The 16,425-nt window shown below is 63.8% G+C and carries 20 protein-coding genes; 9 read left to right on the top strand and 11 right to left on the bottom strand.

What is annotated here, in order from left to right; genetic code table 11:
* The 9 genes from rseP to DK842_RS18305 all read right to left on the bottom strand — a co-directional run bounded on the left by rseP (nt 1) and on the right by DK842_RS18305 (nt 7,582).
* Nucleotides 1-1,344, bottom strand: coding sequence for an RIP metalloprotease RseP (gene rseP / locus DK842_RS18345; RefSeq protein ID WP_114062754.1), 1,344 nt, complete (start codon nt 1,342-1,344; stop codon nt 1-3).
* Nucleotides 1,338-2,522, bottom strand: coding sequence for a 1-deoxy-D-xylulose-5-phosphate reductoisomerase (gene ispC / locus DK842_RS18340; RefSeq protein ID WP_114062753.1), 1,185 nt, complete (start codon nt 2,520-2,522; stop codon nt 1,338-1,340). Before ispC ends, rseP begins: the two co-directional genes overlap by 7 nt.
* Before the next feature lie 17 nt (nt 2,523-2,539).
* Nucleotides 2,540-3,346, bottom strand: coding sequence for a phosphatidate cytidylyltransferase (locus DK842_RS18335; RefSeq protein WP_114062752.1), 807 nt, complete (start codon nt 3,344-3,346; stop codon nt 2,540-2,542).
* A gap of 4 nt (nt 3,347-3,350) precedes the next feature.
* Nucleotides 3,351-4,082: an isoprenyl transferase gene (locus tag DK842_RS18330; RefSeq protein ID WP_114062751.1), complete on the bottom strand. Its 732-nt coding sequence runs from the start codon at nt 4,080-4,082 to the stop codon at nt 3,351-3,353.
* Between the two features lie 34 nt (nt 4,083-4,116).
* Entirely contained in the window at nt 4,117-4,674 is a 558-nt protein-coding gene (frr, locus tag DK842_RS18325) for a ribosome recycling factor (protein ID WP_114063795.1), read from the bottom strand.
* 78 nt (nt 4,675-4,752) lie between these two features.
* Entirely contained in the window at nt 4,753-5,472 is a 720-nt protein-coding gene (pyrH, locus tag DK842_RS18320; protein ID WP_021477858.1) for a UMP kinase, read from the bottom strand.
* 90 nt (nt 5,473-5,562) lie between these two features.
* Nucleotides 5,563-6,429: a translation elongation factor Ts gene (tsf, locus tag DK842_RS18315; protein ID WP_104947082.1), complete on the bottom strand. Its 867-nt coding sequence runs from the start codon at nt 6,427-6,429 to the stop codon at nt 5,563-5,565.
* A 73-nt stretch (nt 6,430-6,502) separates the two neighbouring features.
* Nucleotides 6,503-7,231, bottom strand: coding sequence for a 30S ribosomal protein S2 (rpsB, locus tag DK842_RS18310; RefSeq protein WP_114062750.1), 729 nt, complete (start codon nt 7,229-7,231; stop codon nt 6,503-6,505).
* 159 nt (nt 7,232-7,390) lie between these two features.
* The gene (locus tag DK842_RS18305; protein WP_114062749.1) at nt 7,391-7,582 is read right to left on the bottom strand and encodes a hypothetical protein; all 192 of its coding nucleotides are present in this window, start codon (nt 7,580-7,582) and stop codon (nt 7,391-7,393) included.
* 19 nt (nt 7,583-7,601) lie between these two features.
* Here DK842_RS18305 and DK842_RS18300 point away from each other — a divergent pair, with 19 nt between their 5' ends.
* Nucleotides 7,602-8,693, top strand: coding sequence for an NAD(P)H-dependent flavin oxidoreductase (locus tag DK842_RS18300; RefSeq protein ID WP_332835409.1), 1,092 nt, complete (start codon nt 7,602-7,604; stop codon nt 8,691-8,693).
* A gap of 67 nt (nt 8,694-8,760) precedes the next feature.
* Here DK842_RS18300 and DK842_RS18295 read toward each other — a convergent pair whose 3' ends face one another.
* Entirely contained in the window at nt 8,761-9,555 is a 795-nt protein-coding gene (locus tag DK842_RS18295; RefSeq protein WP_114062747.1) for an outer membrane protein assembly factor BamD, read from the bottom strand.
* On the opposite strand from DK842_RS18295, the gene rluD reads away from it, so the two are divergent.
* The 8 genes from rluD (at nt 9,554) to DK842_RS18255 (ending at nt 15,414) form a co-directional block, all read left to right on the top strand.
* A complete protein-coding gene (rluD, locus tag DK842_RS18290) occupies nt 9,554-10,651 on the top strand; it encodes a 23S rRNA pseudouridine(1911/1915/1917) synthase RluD (RefSeq protein WP_114062746.1) in 1,098 nt (365 codons plus the stop codon). The two genes, DK842_RS18295 and rluD, sit on opposite strands and share 2 nt — an antisense overlap.
* Nucleotides 10,641-11,378: a peptidoglycan editing factor PgeF gene (gene pgeF, locus DK842_RS18285; protein ID WP_114062745.1), complete on the top strand. Its 738-nt coding sequence runs from the start codon at nt 10,641-10,643 to the stop codon at nt 11,376-11,378. The genes rluD and pgeF overlap by 11 nt, the downstream gene beginning before the upstream one ends.
* Nucleotides 11,379-11,490: 112 nt before the next feature.
* On the top strand, nt 11,491-12,102 hold the full coding sequence (locus tag DK842_RS18280) for a type 1 glutamine amidotransferase family protein (RefSeq protein ID WP_114062744.1): 612 nt from the start codon (nt 11,491-11,493) through the stop codon (nt 12,100-12,102).
* On the top strand, nt 12,099-12,947 hold the full coding sequence (locus DK842_RS18275; protein WP_114062743.1) for a GNAT family N-acetyltransferase: 849 nt from the start codon (nt 12,099-12,101) through the stop codon (nt 12,945-12,947). Before DK842_RS18280 ends, DK842_RS18275 begins: the two co-directional genes overlap by 4 nt.
* A gap of 154 nt (nt 12,948-13,101) precedes the next feature.
* Entirely contained in the window at nt 13,102-13,755 is a 654-nt protein-coding gene (locus DK842_RS18270; RefSeq protein ID WP_114062742.1) for an HD domain-containing protein, read from the top strand.
* Nucleotides 13,756-13,782: 27 nt separating this feature from the next.
* Nucleotides 13,783-14,505, top strand: coding sequence for a metallophosphoesterase (locus DK842_RS18265; protein ID WP_114062741.1), 723 nt, complete (start codon nt 13,783-13,785; stop codon nt 14,503-14,505).
* A 52-nt stretch (nt 14,506-14,557) separates the two neighbouring features.
* On the top strand, nt 14,558-14,962 hold the full coding sequence (locus DK842_RS18260) for a hypothetical protein (RefSeq protein WP_114062740.1): 405 nt from the start codon (nt 14,558-14,560) through the stop codon (nt 14,960-14,962).
* Nucleotides 14,963-14,982: 20 nt separating this feature from the next.
* The gene (locus tag DK842_RS18255; RefSeq protein ID WP_232538520.1) at nt 14,983-15,414 is read left to right on the top strand and encodes a VOC family protein; all 432 of its coding nucleotides are present in this window, start codon (nt 14,983-14,985) and stop codon (nt 15,412-15,414) included.
* 37 nt (nt 15,415-15,451) lie between these two features.
* Here DK842_RS18255 and DK842_RS18250 read toward each other — a convergent pair whose 3' ends face one another.
* A complete protein-coding gene (locus tag DK842_RS18250; RefSeq protein WP_145964080.1) occupies nt 15,452-16,129 on the bottom strand; it encodes a substrate-binding periplasmic protein in 678 nt (225 codons plus the stop codon).
* Nucleotides 16,130-16,425 lie beyond the last annotated feature (296 nt).

The following is a 16,425-nucleotide window of genomic DNA, read 5'->3' as shown; positions in this document are numbered from 1 at the left end:
TTAACCCCCAAATAGGCGGCTGAAATCGTTCAGCATGGCAAAAGCCATCAAAGACGCCAGCAATATGAAACCAATCTTTTGTCCGAGCAATTGCGCCCGCTCGCTGACGGGCTTACCTCTGACCAGCTCCGCGACATAATACATTAAGTGGCCCCCATCCAGAACCGGTATGGGAAGCAGATTCAGCACCCCTATGCTGACACTGATCAAGGCCAGGAATTCCAGATACGGCGTCAAACCCTCGCGCGCGGTCTGCCCCGCCACATTGGCGATGGTCAGCGGCCCCGACAGGTTGTTCAGGGAGGCTCGGCCTATCAGCATATTGCCGAGGAACTTGACGCTCATCCAGGCAGTCTCGCCGGTTTTGGCCCACGCCGCGGCGAAAGCGCCGATCGCGTTGTAATGCTGCGTGAAGGCCAGCTTGCCGCTCCAGGCGCGATCGGGCACCGGCCCCACGCCTATGCGGCCGACCACTTCGTCGTTCTGGGTCACGGCCTGCGGCCGCAGCTTGATGTCCAGAGACTTGCCTTCGCGCTCCACGCGCAAGGTCAAATCCTTGCCAGGACTATTGCGCACCAGGTGCACCCACTCTTCCCAGCTTCGCAGCATTACCCCATTCACAGCCTGCAGCTTGTCGCCCACCTTGAGTCCCGCCTTGGCCGCGACGCCCTTCTCCTCCAACGCGCCCACTTCCAGCAAGAAACGCGCGGGCGACAGGCCGGGATCGCCCTGTTGCAGCGCCTGCTGCGCCTTTTCGCCGAAAGGGCCCGCATCGATCGTCCGCTGCTTTCTGGCGCCGGACGCATCTTGCACCTCCATCGCCACCCGCGGAGCGGACATCGCCGCCTCGACGATGGAGAGGCGCACATCCTGCCAGCTAGCCACTTTGTCGCCCGCCACGCTCAGGATGCGGTCGCCTTCCTTGAAGCCGGCGGCCGCGGCCGGCGTCTGCTCAATGACGGTGCCCACCAGCGGACGCAGCTGCGGCACGCCCTGGGCGATCACGCCCCAGTACAGGAACACCGCCAGCAGCAGGTTGGCCAACGGGCCGGCCACGACGATGGCCATGCGCTTGAGCACATGCTGGTTGTTGAAGGCGCGCGAGCGCTCGGCGGGATCGACAAATCCCTCGCGCTCATCCAGCATCTTCACATAGCCACCCAGCGGAATCGGACAGACCACCCACTCCGTTTCCTTGGGGCGAAACCGCAGCAACGGCGAGCCGAAGCCTATGGAAAAACGCAGCACCCGCACGCCGCACAGCTTGGCCACCCAGTAGTGGCCCAATTCATGGAATGTCACCAACAGGCCGATGGCGGCCAGAAAAGCCAGCAGCGTCAACATGCGGCCACCTTGCCCTCGGCGAAGCGCCTGGCCTCCCCGTCGCGACTCAGCAAGCCATCGAGATCATCGCTAGCGGCGCACGACACGCCTGCCAGCGTGGCCTCGACCACGCGCGGAATATCGACAAAGCGCAGCTTGCCGGCGAGGAACGCGGCCACCGCCACCTCATTGGCCGCGTTCAGCACCGCCGGCGCGTCGCCCCCGGCCTCCAGCGCGTCGAAAGCCAGCTTCAAACAAGGAAAACGTTCCAGATCGGGCTTTTCGAAGGTCAGGTCGCCCATGGAGAAAAAATCCAGCGGCGCGACGCCCGCGTCTATCCGTTCCGGCCAGGCCAGCGCGCAGGCGATCGGCGTGCGCATGTCGGGCGAACCCAGCTGGGCCATCACCGATCCGTCGCGGTATTGCACCATGGAGTGAATCACGCTTTGCGGATGCACCACCACGTCGATCTGGCCAGGCTGGACATTGAACAGCCAGCGCGCCTCGATCACCTCCAGCCCCTTGTTCATCAGGGTGGCGGAATCGACCGAAATCTTGCGCCCCATGCTCCAGTTGGGATGGCGGCAAGCGTCGTCCGGCGTGACATGGGCCAGCTCAGCCGCCGCGCGGCTGCGGAAAGGGCCGCCGGATGCGGTGAGAATGATTTTGCGCACGCCGGCGGCGGCCGCGTCGCCAGCGTAACCGGCAGGCAGCGACTGGAAGATCGCGCTGTGCTCGCTATCCACCGGCAGCAATGCCGAACCGCTGGCGCGCACCGCGTCCATGAACAAACGTCCGGCGACGACCAGCGACTCCTTGTTTGCCAGCAAAATGCGTTTGCCGGCGCGCGCGGCGGCCAGGGCGGACGGCAGCCCCGCCGCGCCGACGATGGCAGCCATCACCGCATCCACCTCGGGCAACGCGGCGATCTGCGCCAAGGCGCCGGGCCCATGCATCACCTCGGCGCGAAGGCCGGCGTCCGCCAGCCGGGCGCGCAAGCTGGCCGCCGCGTCGGCGTCGGGCACTGCCAGATATTCGGGATGAAAACGGAGCGCCAACTCGAACAGCTTGTCGAGCTGGCGATGAGCGCTCAGCGCCACCACGCGATAGCGCTCGGGATGACGGGCGATCACGTCCAGCGTATTGCAGCCCACGCTGCCGGTCGCCCCCAGTACGGCAATACCCTGAGGTTTGGTCATGGCAATATTTTCCAGAATTACATGCCGCCCAGCGCGCGCAGGGCGTTGCTGACCGCCAGCACGGCGATCAGGCTGTCTATTCGGTCGTAGACGCCGCCATGGCCCGGCAACAGCCGGCTGCTATCCTTGACCCCGGCCGAACGCTTGAACCAGGACTCCAGCAAATCGCCGCACACACTCACCGCGGTCAGCGGCAAGGCCAGCAACAACAGCCCCCACAGCGGCAACTTGATGTCCAGCCAGCCGAAATGGTCGACCAGCGCCACGTACAAGGCCACGCACACCACCGCGCCGTAAACGCCCTCCCAGCTCTTGCCCGGACTGATGGCCGGCGCCAGCTTGCGGCGTCCGAAGGCCTTGCCGGAGAAGTAGGCAGCGATGTCGGCCACCCACACCAATCCCATCACGGCCAGCAGGGCCAGCGCGTCATGCGCAGAAGCATTGGGACGCCATTCCAGGAAAGCGAACCAGGCCGGCAGCATCAGCACCCAGCCCAATAGCCAGGCAGGCGCGCCGGACGGAATCGCCCAGCGCTTGGCCAGCCAAGCCGGCACCAGCAGCAGCCACAAGGCCAGCACGGCCGCGTGCTCAAAACCTTGCATCCGCCAATGACCGAACCAGGCGGCCGCGGCCAGCAGCGAAGACAGCGCAAGATAGCACGCCTGCTGCGGCAAGGGCATTCTGACCATGCGGGTGTATTCCCACAAGGCCAGAATCACGATCAACCAGGAAAAACCCGCCCAAGCGGCGGCGGGAAACAGAAACAGCGCCGCCAGCATCAGCGGCAAAAGTACGAGCGCGGTCAGAATTCGCGTTATCAGCATGAAGTCAGGGCTTGTCTCGGCGCAGGTGCTCGGGCAATTGCTCGCTGGTGCGGCCAAAGCGGCGCTCACGCTGCCAATAGGAGGTTATCGCCTGCTCCAGCGCCGCGCGATCGAAATCGGGCCACAGCAGATCGGTGAAATACAGCTCGGAATACGCCAGCTGCCACAGCAAGAAATTGCTGATGCGCTGCTCGCCGCCGGTGCGAATGAACAGATCAGGCTCCGGCGCCCACTCCATGCCCAGGTGCTCGCCCAGCATGGCCTCGGTGATTTCTCTCTCGCCGCTGGCGATCAGCTTGTTCACCGCATGAACGATGTCCCAGCGGCCGCCATAGTCCGCCGCGATGGTCAGCACCAGCCCGTCATTGTCTGCGGTCTTGGCCTCGGCCCGGGCGATGCGCTCGGACAGCTCGGCGCTGAAGCGCTCGCGCGAGCCCAACACCTTCAAGCGGATATTGTTGTTGTGGAGCTTGGCCACTTCGTGCTCGAGCGCGCGCAGGAACAAGTCCATCAGGAAGGTCACTTCCTCCTGCGGACGACGCCAGTTCTCGGTAGAGAACGCGAACAGGGTCAGGTAGCCGACGCCCATGTCCTTGCAGGCCTTCACCACCTCGCGAACGGCGTCCAGGCCGCGTTTGTGGCCGGCCACGCGCGGCAGGAAACGCTTCTTGGCCCAGCGGCCGTTGCCATCCATGATGATGGCCACATGCCGGGGCGGCTCGCTCCCCTCCGGCATCGGATTCAAAGAACCGGAAAACAAAGTCCGCCCCTTATACCGCAAGCAGATCGGTTTCTTTGGCGGCCAGCATCTTGTCGATTTCGGCGGTGTACTTGTCGGTCAGCTTCTGAATCTCATCCTGTCCGCGGCGCTCGTCGTCCTCGGTGATGGCCTTGTCCTTCAACAGATTCTTGAATTCGGTGTTGGAATCGCGACGGATGTTGCGCACGGCCACGCGGGCGCCCTCGGCCTCGCCGCGCACCACTTTGATCAGATCCTTGCGGCGCTCTTCGGTCAGCATCGGCATCGGCACGCGGATGATCTCGCCCATGGAGGCCGGATTCAAGCCCAGGTCGGAATCGCGGATGGCCTTTTCAATCTTGGCCAGCATCGGCTTTTCCCACGGCTGAACGCCGATGGTGCGGGCATCGATCAGGGTGACGTTGGCCACTTGATTGACCGGCACGTCGCTGCCGTAATAGTCGACCATGACATGATCCAGAATGCCAGTGTGGGCGCGTCCGGTACGAACCTTGGCCAGGTCGTTCTTGAACGCTTCCAGCGATTTCTGCATTTTTTGTTCGGCGGATTTTTTGATCTCGTTAATCATGTCGCACTCCCGGAATACTTCAAATGACAAGGCGAAAACGGCCGTCATTGCCGTTTTCGCCCTCAGCAATTTTCAAACTCAGCAGTGTACCAGCGTGCCTTCGTCTTCGCCAAGCACGACGCGGCGCAGCGCGCCGTTCTTGAAGATGCTGAACACCTTGATGTTCAGATGCTGGTCGCGGCACAACGCGAAGGCGGTGGCGTCCATCACTTTCAGATTGCGAGAGATGGCTTCGTCGAACGTCACGCTCTGGTAACGCACTGCGTCAGGATTCTTTTTCGGATCGTCGGTGTACACGCCATCCACCTTGGTAGCCTTCAGCATGATGTCGACGTTCATTTCCATGCCGCGCAGCGCCGCGGCGGTATCGGTGGTGAAGAAGGGGTTGCCGGTGCCGGCGGCGAAGATCACCACCTTGCCCTCCTCCAGGTACTGCATGGCCTTGCCGCGCACATAGGGCTCAGCGATCTGCTGCATGGTCAGCGCCGACTGCACGCGGGCGATCAGGCCCGCCTTGGTCATCGCGTCCTTCAGCGCCAGCGCGTTCATCACGGTAGCCATCATGCCCATGTAGTCGGCGGTGGCCCGATCCATGCCCGCCGCAGCCGGCGCGACGCCGCGGAAGATGTTGCCGCCGCCGATCACGATGCCCACTTCAACGCCCAGGCCCACCACCTCCTTGATCTGACCCACGATCTGCTCGATGGTCGAGCGGTTGATGCCATAGCTGTCATCCCCCATCAGGGCTTCGCCGGAAAGTTTCAACAGGATGCGTTTATAGGCGGGAACTTGGCTCATGATGTCCTCGGATTGGCGGTTATGATGTGTTCAATTTGCAAAACGGCACCCTGCAGGCAGGGTGCCGTTGGTAAAGCGGTAAGTCGAAACTTACAGCTTGGCAGCCGCAGCCACTTCAGCTGCGTAGTCTACTACTTTCTTCTCGATGCCTTCGCCCACAACGAACATGGCGAATGCCTTGACCGAGGCTTTTTGCTCGGCCAGCAGCTTCTCGACGGTCACATCCGGGTTCTTGACGAAAGGCTGGCCCAGCAGGGTCACCTCAGCCAGGAACTTGTTGATGCGGCCTTCTACCATCTTGGCGACGATGTCGGCCGGCTTGCCGGACTCGGCAGCCTGCGCGCTGTAGATCTTGCGCTCTTGATCCAGGGTTTCGGAAGAAACCTGGTCCTTGGACACGCAGATCGGCTTGGAAGCGGCGATGTGCATGGCTACATCCTTGCCCACTTGCTCGGCGCCGGCATAGTCGACGATCACGCCGATCTTGGCACCGTGCAGGTAGGTGGCGATCGCGCCTTCGGTCTGGTAGCGAACGAAGCGACGGATGGTCATGTTCTCGCCCAGCTTGGCGATGGCAGCCTTGCGGATGTCTTCCACGGACACGCCGTCGACTTCCACTGCGGACAGCGCTTCGACATCGGCCGGATTGGCGATGACGGCGGCCTTGGCGGCGGCGGCGGCCAGAGCCAGGAAGGTCGGATCCTTGGCGACGAAGTCGGTTTCGCAGTTCACTTCAACCAGGGCGCCAACGCCGGCTTCCACGTGGGAGCCGATGATGCCTTCGGCGGCCAAGCGGCCAGCCATCTTGGAAGCCTTGTTGCCGGACTTGATGCGCAGAATTTCTTCAGCCTTGGCCGCGTCGCCATCAGCTTCAACCAGCGCCTTCTTGCACTCCATCATGCCGAGGCCGGTGGCCACGCGCAGATCCGAAACCATTTTTGCGGTGATTTCCGCCATCTTGCTACTCCTGAATGATTTAGATTACGTGAATGTTCGGGTCCAAAAAAAGGGGCTTTCGCCCCTTTTCCGCTTATTCGGCCTGGGCCGTTTCAGCAGCGGCGACGATCTCTTGCAGAGAGTGCGCACGACCTTCCAGTACCGCATCGGCGATGCCGCGAGCGTACAGGCGGATGGCGCGGGAGGAGTCGTCGTTGCCCGGAACCACGTAATCGATGCCGTCCGGGGAGTTGTTGGTATCAACAACGCCGATCACCGGGATACCCAGTTTCTTGGCTTCGACAATGGTGCCCTTCTGGTAGCCAGTATCGATAACGAAGATGGCGTCCGGCAGGCCCTTCATATCCTTGATACCGCCCAGCGAGCGTTCCAGCTTGTCAACTTCGCGTTGCAGGTCCAACAGCTCTTTCTTGTTGTAACCGGTGTCAGCGCCTTCCAGGATGGCACGCTTCTCTTCAAGACGCTTGATGGACTGCTTCACGGTCTTGTAGTTGGTCAGCATGCCGCCGAGCCAGCGGTGATCAACAAACGGCATGCCAGCGCGGGCAGCTTCTTCACGGACGATCTCACGCGCCTGACGCTTGGTACCAACAAACATTACGGTACCCTTGTTGGCGGCCAGACGACGCACATAATCCTGGGCGCTGATGAACAGCGGCAGAGTCTTTTCCAGGTTGATGATGTGGATCTTGTTGCGGCTGCCAAAGATGTACTGAGCCATCTTCGGGTTCCAGAAACGGGTTTGGTGGCCGAAATGAACGCCGGCCTCAAGCATTTGACGCATGGTAACGTTGGTGGACATGCAAAAACTCCTAAAAGGGTTAAGCCTCCATCCGCGCAGACAACCCGAAGCGAACAGGCCGCTCAGGCACCCTTTGGCGCGGATGTGCGTAGTTTGGATTGAAATTCCCCGCCACGACGGCAGGGAACACGAGATTCTAGCATCGTAGAACGCCGCAACTCAAGCCTTTCCCTCGTCTTCCAGCGCCTGGCGGCGCCTGCGCAGCCGATTGCGTACCACCCACGCGACAAACCAGACCGGCAGCGCGCCCAGAAAGAAAAACACCGCCGCGCCAGCCGCCACGCTGCGCTGGCCCACGGCCAGCATCAGCACCGCGTACAGCCAGCCCATCAACACGATGATCAACGCCATAAATTAAACATTCGTTTGAATTTCAGGACAAATACATCAACAATACAGCGAACTTCCCAACCAGCCCACCCCAAGCGCCATGCAAACCGCCATTACCCGCCTATTCGGCATCCAGCACCCCTTGCTCTGTCCCGGCATGAGCTACATCGCCACGCCGGAACTGGTCGCCGCGGTCAGCAATGCCGGCGGCCTGGGCATACTCGCCACCGGCCCGCTGAACGCCGAACAGACCCGCTCCGCCATCCGCCGCATCCGCGAACTGACCGACAAGCCGTTCGGCATCGGCTGCACGCTGATGATGCCCGGCGCCGCCGACAACGCCCAAGTCGCGCTGAAGGAGCGGGCGCCGGTGATCAATTACTCGCTCGGCAAAGGCGACTGGATAGCCAAAGCCGCGCACGCCTATGGCGGCAAGGTGCTGGCCACCGTGGTGACGGAAAAGCACGCCAAATCAGCCGAAAAATGCGGCGCGGACGCCTTGCTGGTCACCGGCCACGAAGCTGCGGCCCACGGCGGCAGCGTCACCTCGCTGGTGCTGACCCCCGCCATCCGCCGCGCAAGCGCGCTGCCCATTGTCGCGGCGGGCGGCTTCGCCGACGGCGCCGGCCTGATCGCCGCCCTGGCGCTGGGCGCCGACGCGGTGGCCATGGGCTCGCGCCTGGCGATGACGCGCGAAAGCCCGGTGCACGCCGCCACCAAAGAGATGGTGCTGCAGCGCGGCGCGGCGGACACGCTTTACTCGAAAAATTTCGACGGACTGTGGTGCCGGATGATGGACACCCCCGCCTCCCGCCGCGCCTGCCGCAAGCCGCTGGGCCTGCTGCCAGCAGCTTTCCGCGCCAGCCAAATGGCGCGGCGCATGGGCATGCCGGTGATGAAAGTGGCGATAGGCGGCATGCTCAGCCAGCCGCAAGCGCTGCGCCAGCTTGCGCTGTTCGGCGCCGCCACCGAATCCATCCGCCTGGCGATACAGGAGGGAAACCATGAAAAAGGCGTGCAATTGATCGGCCAGGCTCAAGGACTGATAGACGACGTGCCCAGCGTCGCTGAGTTGTTCGCCCGGGTCATGGCCGACGCCCAGGCCTGCCGGGCGCGCATCGCCAGCCTTTAATTTCCAAAAACAACAAAACAGCCCGCCGCAATTCGACGGGCTGCTTGCGCTCACCTTGCAGGACGGCTTACTTCCATAGTTTCCACCACGGCATCTCTTCGACCATCCACGGCTTGTTCAGATACTGGCTCTGCGGGTAGTTCAGCGCCAGCACCCGGTGGGCGTCGTCGCGCAGCTGCGGCAACTGCAGCTTGTCGTAAGCCGCCACCATGATGGCCAGCGCCTCTTCCGGGTACTTGGTGTTGGCATAATCCTTGACCACGCCCTGGGCTCGGTTCGCCGCGGCCAGATAGGCGCCGCGCTTCATGTAGTAGCGCGCCACGTGCATCTCGTTGCCGCCCAGCGCGTCCACCAGGCGAATCATCTTCGCCTTGGCGTCCGGGGCGTAAGTGCTATTGGGGAAGCGGGTTGTCAGCTCGCGGAAGGCGGCGAAGGCCTCGCGCGCGGCGCGCGGATCCCGCTCGCTCATGTCCTGGCCGGCCCATTTGGCGAGCAGGCCCGAATCATCGTTGTAATACACCAAACCCTTCAGATAATAGATGTAATCAAGGTTGGGATGCGTGGGATGCAGCTTGATGAAGCGATCGGCGGAAGCGATGGCCAACTCGGGCTCGCCGTCCTTGTAATGGGTATAGGCCAGGTCCATTTGGGCCTGCTGCGCGTAGCGGCCGTAGGGGAAACGCGCTTCCAGCGTTTCATACAGCTTGACTGCGCGGGTATAATTCCCGCTGTTCAACTCATCGTGGGCTTCCGAATAGAGCTTCTCCACGGTCCAACCGCGCGTTTCGTCGTAGGTTTCCGTGGTTGCACACCCGGCAAGCCCCACCATCACCAACATAGCTGCAACAACGTATCTTTTCATGACTGATCCTTACATTGACCCGGACGATTATAGCGACATCTCGGAAAACGAGGTATCCACCACGCAACTTCTTGAGGTGCCGCTTTCGCTATGCGGCGAACGGCTTGACGCCGCGCTGGCCAAGCTGCTGCCCGATTACTCACGCAGCCGGCTGACTCAATGGGTCAAAGACGGGCTGGTGAAGGTGGACGGCCAGGCGGTCGCGCCCAAGACCAAGATGCTGGGCGGCGAGAAGCTGGAAGTCACGCTGCAGCTCACCAATGAAGAAATGGCCTTCCAGCCGGAGCCGATGGATCTGTCCATCGTGTTCGAGGACGACCACATCCTGGTGATCAACAAGCCTGCCGGCCTGGTGGTGCACCCCGCCGCCGGCAACTGGAGCGGCACCTTGCTCAACGGCCTGCTGCACCACTGCCCGGCGCTGGCCAACGTACCACGCGCCGGCATCGTCCACCGGCTGGACAAGGACACCTCCGGCCTGATGGTGGTGGCCAAGACCGTGCCGGCGCAAACCGAGCTGGTGCGCCAGATGCAGGCGCGCACCGTCAAGCGCGTCTACCGCGCCATCGCCGACGGCGTGGTGCCCTTTGACGGCACCATAGACGCCAATATCGGCCGCGACGCGAACAACCGCCTGAAAATGGCTGTGCTGAAGTTCGGCGGCAAGCCGGCCATCACCCATATCCGCGTACTGGAACGCTTCGCCAGCCACTCGCACATCGAGTGCAAGCTGGAAACCGGCCGCACCCACCAGATTCGCGTCCACATGCGCGAAGCCGGACATCCGTTGGCCGGCGACCCGGTGTATGGCAATCCGCGCCACAAGATGGATGAAGACATCGCCGCCGGCGTCAGGGCGCTGGGCCGCCAGGCGCTACACGCTTTCGCGCTGGCGCTGATTCATCCCGCCTCCGGCGAAGAACGCAGCTGGAAAGCGCCGCTGCCGGACGACTTCCGCGCCCTGCTGGGCCTGCTGCGCGGCGACGGCGCGGCGGCGGACGACGAAACCTTCGCCCATGGCGATGGCGAGGATGACGAAGATTGGGACGATGACGACGATGATGACGGCGACGTCGAGGTGATCTATGCCCGATAAGGACTGGATCGAGGCCGACTGGCCCGCCCCCGCCCGGGTCCGCACGCTGGCGACCACGCGCAACGGCGGCGCCAGCCAGCCGCCCTACGCCAGCCTGAACCTGGGCGCGCATGTCGGCGACGATCCGGAGGCCGTGGCGGTCAACCGCGCGCGGCTGCGAGACGAGCTGCCCGCCGAGCCGGCATGGCTCAACCAGGTGCACGGCATCGTTGTGGTCGACGCGGCAACCGTCGGCGACGCCGCGCCCGATGCCGACGCCAGCTTCGCCCGCGAGCCGGGCGTCGTCTGCGCGGTCATGACCGCCGACTGCCTGCCGGTGCTGCTGTGCGACGAGCAAGGCCGCGCGGTGGCCGCCGCCCACGCCGGCTGGCGCGGACTGTGCGGCGGCGTGATCGAAGCCGCCGTCGCCGCGATGAGCGAGCCGCCAGCGCGGCTGATGGCCTGGCTGGGCCCGGCCATCGGCCCCGACGCCTTCGAAGTCGGCGCCGAAGTCCGCCAGGCCTTCCTGGCCAAAGATCCGGCCGCCGCCGCAGCCTTCGTCGACATCGGCGACGGCAAATACCTGACCGACATCTATGCCCTGGCCAGGCTGCGGCTGGAAAAGCTGGGCGTCGCGCGCGTCTACGGCGGCGACTTCTGCACCGTGATAGACCGCGGCCGCTTCTTCTCCTACCGCCGCGACGGCGTCACCGGCCGCATGGCCTCGCTGATCTGGCTGGAAGACTGACCATCCCCAGTCCCGCCCTCCCGCGGGCTGGCCAGCCGCTCCCTTCCGATGCGATTGACCGCGCGCCGCCACTCGAACATCATATCCGTTTGTTCGCACACGGATACCGTTCATGGACATCGCCATCGTCACGCTGGACAGCTTCAATGAACTCGACTCACTGATCGCCGCCGGCGTACTCGGCCGCATGGTCCCGCACGGCTGGAGCGTTCGCATCTGTTCGCCCGTCCCCGTCGTGCAATCCCGCAGCGGCACCCGCCTGCAGCGACAGGAAGACCTGTCTTACGCCTACCGCGCCGACGCGGTGCTGATTGGCAGCGGCTGGCGCACTCGCGACTGGATTGAAGACGACGTCATCATGAGCCAGCTGCGGCTGGATCCCGCCCGGCAACTGATCGGGGCTCAATGCTCAGGCGCGCTGGTGCTGCACAAATTGGGGCTGCTGTCCGACGGCATCGCCTGTACCGATGCCCTGACGCGGCCCATCCTGGAAGAGCGTGGCGTCGAGGTCGCTCCCCGCGCCTTCCGCGCCGTCGGCAACATCGCCACCGCCGGCGGCTGCATGGCTTCGCAGTACCTGGCCGCTTGGACGCTGCTGCGCCTGGCCGGCGAGGACCGCGCGCGGGAAATCCTGTCCTATGTCGCGCCAGTCGGCGAGGAAGCCGCTTTCGTCGAAAAAAACCTCTCCATCATCGCCACCGCGCCGGAGCCCGTCGCGGGATGAAGATCGCCTCCCTCGCCAACCTGGCCCCGGACGATATCCACGCCTGCTTTCTGGAAGCTTTCAGCGACTACGTGGTGCCGGCGCAGCCCAGTCCGGCACAGCTGCGCGCCATGCTGCAGCGGCGGGGGTGGGCGCCGGAACTGAGCGCGGGCGCGTGGCTGGATGGCGAGCTGGCAGGCTTCTGGCTATCCGCCGCACCCTCGATCGATGGCGAAACCGAAGGCTACTGCATTGCGGCAGGCATCGCCCCCCGCGCCCGCCGCCGCCGCGCGCTGACCGACATGGCCGGCATGGTCGGCCGGCTCCTGTCCGCCCGCGGCATCCGCCGCCAAAGGCTGGAAGTGATAGAGGGCAACCAGCGGGCGCTGCAGGCTTACGCCGCGCTGGGTTTCGTTCCGCTGCGGCAGCTGGACTGCTTCCAGATCCAGGCCGAAATCCGGCCTCGCCGCCCCTGGCCGATCCATGTCCGCGCAGGCTTCGATCCCGCGGACTGGCCAGCGCCGGACAATCTGGCCTACCCGCCGGCCGTGCCCAACCGCCGCGAGTCCCTGCTGCGCGTCGCGCCTGAGTTGCGCTGGCTGACCGTAGATCAAGATGGCGCCATGCTGGGCTCGCTGCTGATGTCCGCAAATGGCGAAGTGGCGGAGCTCCAAGTGACGCCGCCCGCCCGCCGGCAAGGCATAGCCAGCCAATTGCTCTCCGCTGCCCAGAAGCTCTCCCCGGACGGACGGCTGGGCTTCAACAACGCAGACCGCCGCGATCTGGCCCTCATTTCCCTGCTTCTGCGCCACCAGGCAAGGTATCGCTTGTCGCAATGGGAAATGATCAAGCCCAACCCGAGCTGAGACTCGCCAAGCCCGGCATTCCCCGCCGCCGATGATAAAATACAGAGAGGGATGGCGCGCCATTCCCCTCTTGCCGCCCCCACGCGGACGGCGCCGGACAACTGCGCTCCCGTCGGCACGGCCGGCGCGGCGCATTCATCAGGACCCGCAGAGCATGACCCCGCAACAACAAGCCGAATGGCAGCAAAAGCTGATCGCCGTGCTGGAAAGCCAGCCACCCGACAATGACGGCGCGCACGACCTCAGCCACCTCCACCGCGTTTGGGCCGTAGCCCGCAAACTGCTGGCGCATTACCCGGAAGCCGATCCCGTCGTCGTCATGGCCGGCAGCTATTTGCACGACCTGGTCAATCTTCCCAAGAACCATCCGCAACGCCAGCAAGCCTCGCGCTGGTCAGCCGAACGCGCGCGCGAACTACTGGCCGGCAGCGGACTGGGCGGCGCGCAGCTGGACAATCTCGCCCATGCCATCGAGGCCCATAGCTACTCCGCCGCCATCCCTCCGCGCACGCTGGAGGCCAAGATCGTCCAGGACGCCGACCGGATGGACGCGCTGGGCCCGGTGGGACTGGCACGCATGTTCTACGTGTCGGGCCGCATGGGCCGGGCGCTCGCCCACCCGCTGGACCCCCTGGCGGAACATCGAGGTCCGGACGATCAGGCATGGGCAATAGACCATATCGACGTCAAGCTAGCCAAATTGCCCGGCATGATGCAGACCGAGGCCGGACGGATAATGGCGGAACGCAAGCTGGAATGGCTGCTGCGTTTCCGCGATGAATTCTGCCGAGACTGGATGGCCCGCTAAGCCGAAACGGACGGAGAGCTTGCCGCGATGATGATCAAGAAGCTGCCGCGCAACACGCAAGGCCGGGACTGGGTGGTCGGCGACATCCACGGCTGCTTCTCCCAGTTGAGCCGCCTGCTCAAGATCATCGCCTTCGATCCCGCCCGCGACCGGCTGCTGTCGGTCGGCGATCTGGTGGATCGCGGCCCGGACAGCCATATGGCCGGCGAGTGGCTGGCGCAGCCCTGGTTCCACGCCGTGCGCGGCAATCACGAGCAGATGGCGCTGGACGCGATGCGCAATCCGCAGGCAGACCAGGAGCGCCATCTGCGCAACGGCGGCCGCTGGCTGGCCGATCTTGGGCCAGCCGAGCGCGACGCCTGTCTCGCCGCCCTTTCCCACTTGCCGCTGGCGCTGGAAATCGACGTCGAGGGCGGCAAGATAGGCGTGGTCCACGCCGACTGCCCGGACAACGACTGGACCACGCTGGCCGCCAAACTGGAGGCGGACAATCCCAGCGAGCGAGACTACGACGTGCTGCTGTGGGCGCGCGACCGCGCGCTGAACGGCGGAGGCGGGACCGTCGCCGGCGTTGACTTGATGCTGGTTGGCCACACGCCCCAGCCCCACGCGGTGTTGTACGACAACGTGATGCATCTGGACACCGGCGCCGTGTACGGCGGCAGGCTCACCCTGTTTTGCCTCCACGACTTCGTCGAAGTCTCGCTGCCCGCCAGTTTCGAATGCCTGGCCCGCTTTCAGCTGCATTAGACGCGCCGGCTCCTCGCCGTTAGAATCGCGCTCCACAGAACAAGGAAACGCCATGGCCGAGCGCAAGAAGAAAACCGCAGCCCCCAAACCCGGCCAACAGGAGCGCCGCGCGCAAGAACAGCGCTACCTGCAAGCCGAGCAGGCTTGCCGCCTGCTGACCGGACTGCTGGAGGAGCTGGCCGCCGAAGGCCGGCTGGACGGCAACGAAGCCGCGTCCCAATACCTGAACTCCACCCGTGCCTACTTTCGCCGCATCCGCAACGGCAAGGTGATGGGGCCGGCCGACTTCACCGCTGCGGCCGACGTCTGCGCCAGCGCGCGCCGGGCTCTCGCCGCTCTCGATCCCGAGCTGGCCTTCGCCGGATTGCCGCAGGCCCCCGCCCTGGGCGCCGCGCTGGATCAGGGTGCGCGCGTCATTGAGGACATGAAGCGGGTCAAGGCCGGAAAAACTGGCTGATCGCGGTTTTGCATGACATAGTGAAGACAAGACAACCCACCGTCCTCGCCGCCATGTACAAGCACATCCCCCATCTGCGCATCGCCCGCCCGGTCAGCAACCTCAACCTGAGCAAGGCGCTGTATTGCGAAGGCCTGAATCTGCGTCCGCTAGGCCATTTCAAGGACCACGACGGCTTTGACGGCGTGATGCTTGGCCTGCCGGGCGCCGGCTTCCATCTGGAATTCACCCTCAGCCACCAGCATCCGGTCCACCCCACGCCCAGCACGGAAGACCTGCTGGTGCTCTATCTGCCGGACCGCGCCGAATGGGAGGCCGCCTGCGCCTGCATGCGCGCCGCCGGCTTCGCCCAGGCGCCGTCCGTCAATCCCTACTGGGAAGCGCATGGAGCCACCTTCGTCGATCACGACGGCTACCGCACCGTATTGCAAAACGCGGCCAGCCCGGTCTGATTCCGCGGCCAAGCGACCGCCGGCAGCTCGCGCGCCGCTATTGGCCCCCCGGGCTGTCCAGCTTCTCCAGCCGGCCGCTTTTCCGCATTTTCTCGATGATTCGATTGAACTCGGCGGCCCACTTGTCCGCCCCCGCCGCCCGCGAAAAGCCAAACGCGGCATAAGACAGCCTCCCGATCGGCACATCGCTGACGCCGATCGTGTCGCCCATCCCCTGCTGGCTGACCAGATACTTCCCGACATTCGAGTCCACTGTCGCCAGATCGATCCGGCCGGAGTCCATCATCTTCATCAGGGTGATCGAATCCGCGGCCCGCTCTATCGGACGGACGGACTCGAATATCGCCTCCATCTCCTTGTCCACCACCGAGCCGATTTCCATTCCCAGATGGTGGCTTTTCAGGCTTTGATAATCGGTCCAGTCAATCCGCCCCGGGAAAGCGCTTTTTCTATACAGGAAGCAATTATATTGGCGCATGACCGGCAGCGAAAACGCCATGAATTGCTCCCGCTCCGGAGTCTTGTAGAGCGGCAGGATGCCGTCGACCGCGCCCTCCTTCGCTTCGCTCAAACAGCGCTTCCAAGGCAATATCCTGACCGCCACCAACACGCCTAATTGCTTGCCTATCTCCTGCAGCAATTTCACCTTGATGCCGCTGGTGGAAGATTCGCCAAACTCGCCTATCGCATAGGGCGGGTATTTGTCGTAACACATGGTCAGCCTTTTATCTTCGGCATGCGAGAATCCAAAGACAAAGACAAAAAACGACAGCAACGCATACCGGCTCACCGCACGCTCCCATTTCTAGTTTCATGTTGCAGTGCTTTACGAATAGCAGCCATTTCCATTACCGCCGCAGCTTCCCATCCAACTGCGGAATATGCCCTGAAAATGCAAGACCTACGCGTTTGCAACACTTTTTGCAGCCGAAAATACTTCCCCAAGCGATTAGCCGATAACCAGTCCTGGCAAAGGATAAATCAGAAAATCCAGCCGAACAGAATGAATGA

Origin of the sequence: Chromobacterium phragmitis (genome assembly GCF_003325475.1) — a bacterium.
GTDB lineage: Bacteria > Pseudomonadota > Gammaproteobacteria > Burkholderiales > Chromobacteriaceae > Chromobacterium > Chromobacterium phragmitis.
Note: the sequence above shows the minus strand (reverse complement) of the source record. Positions and strands in the feature narration are given on the sequence as shown.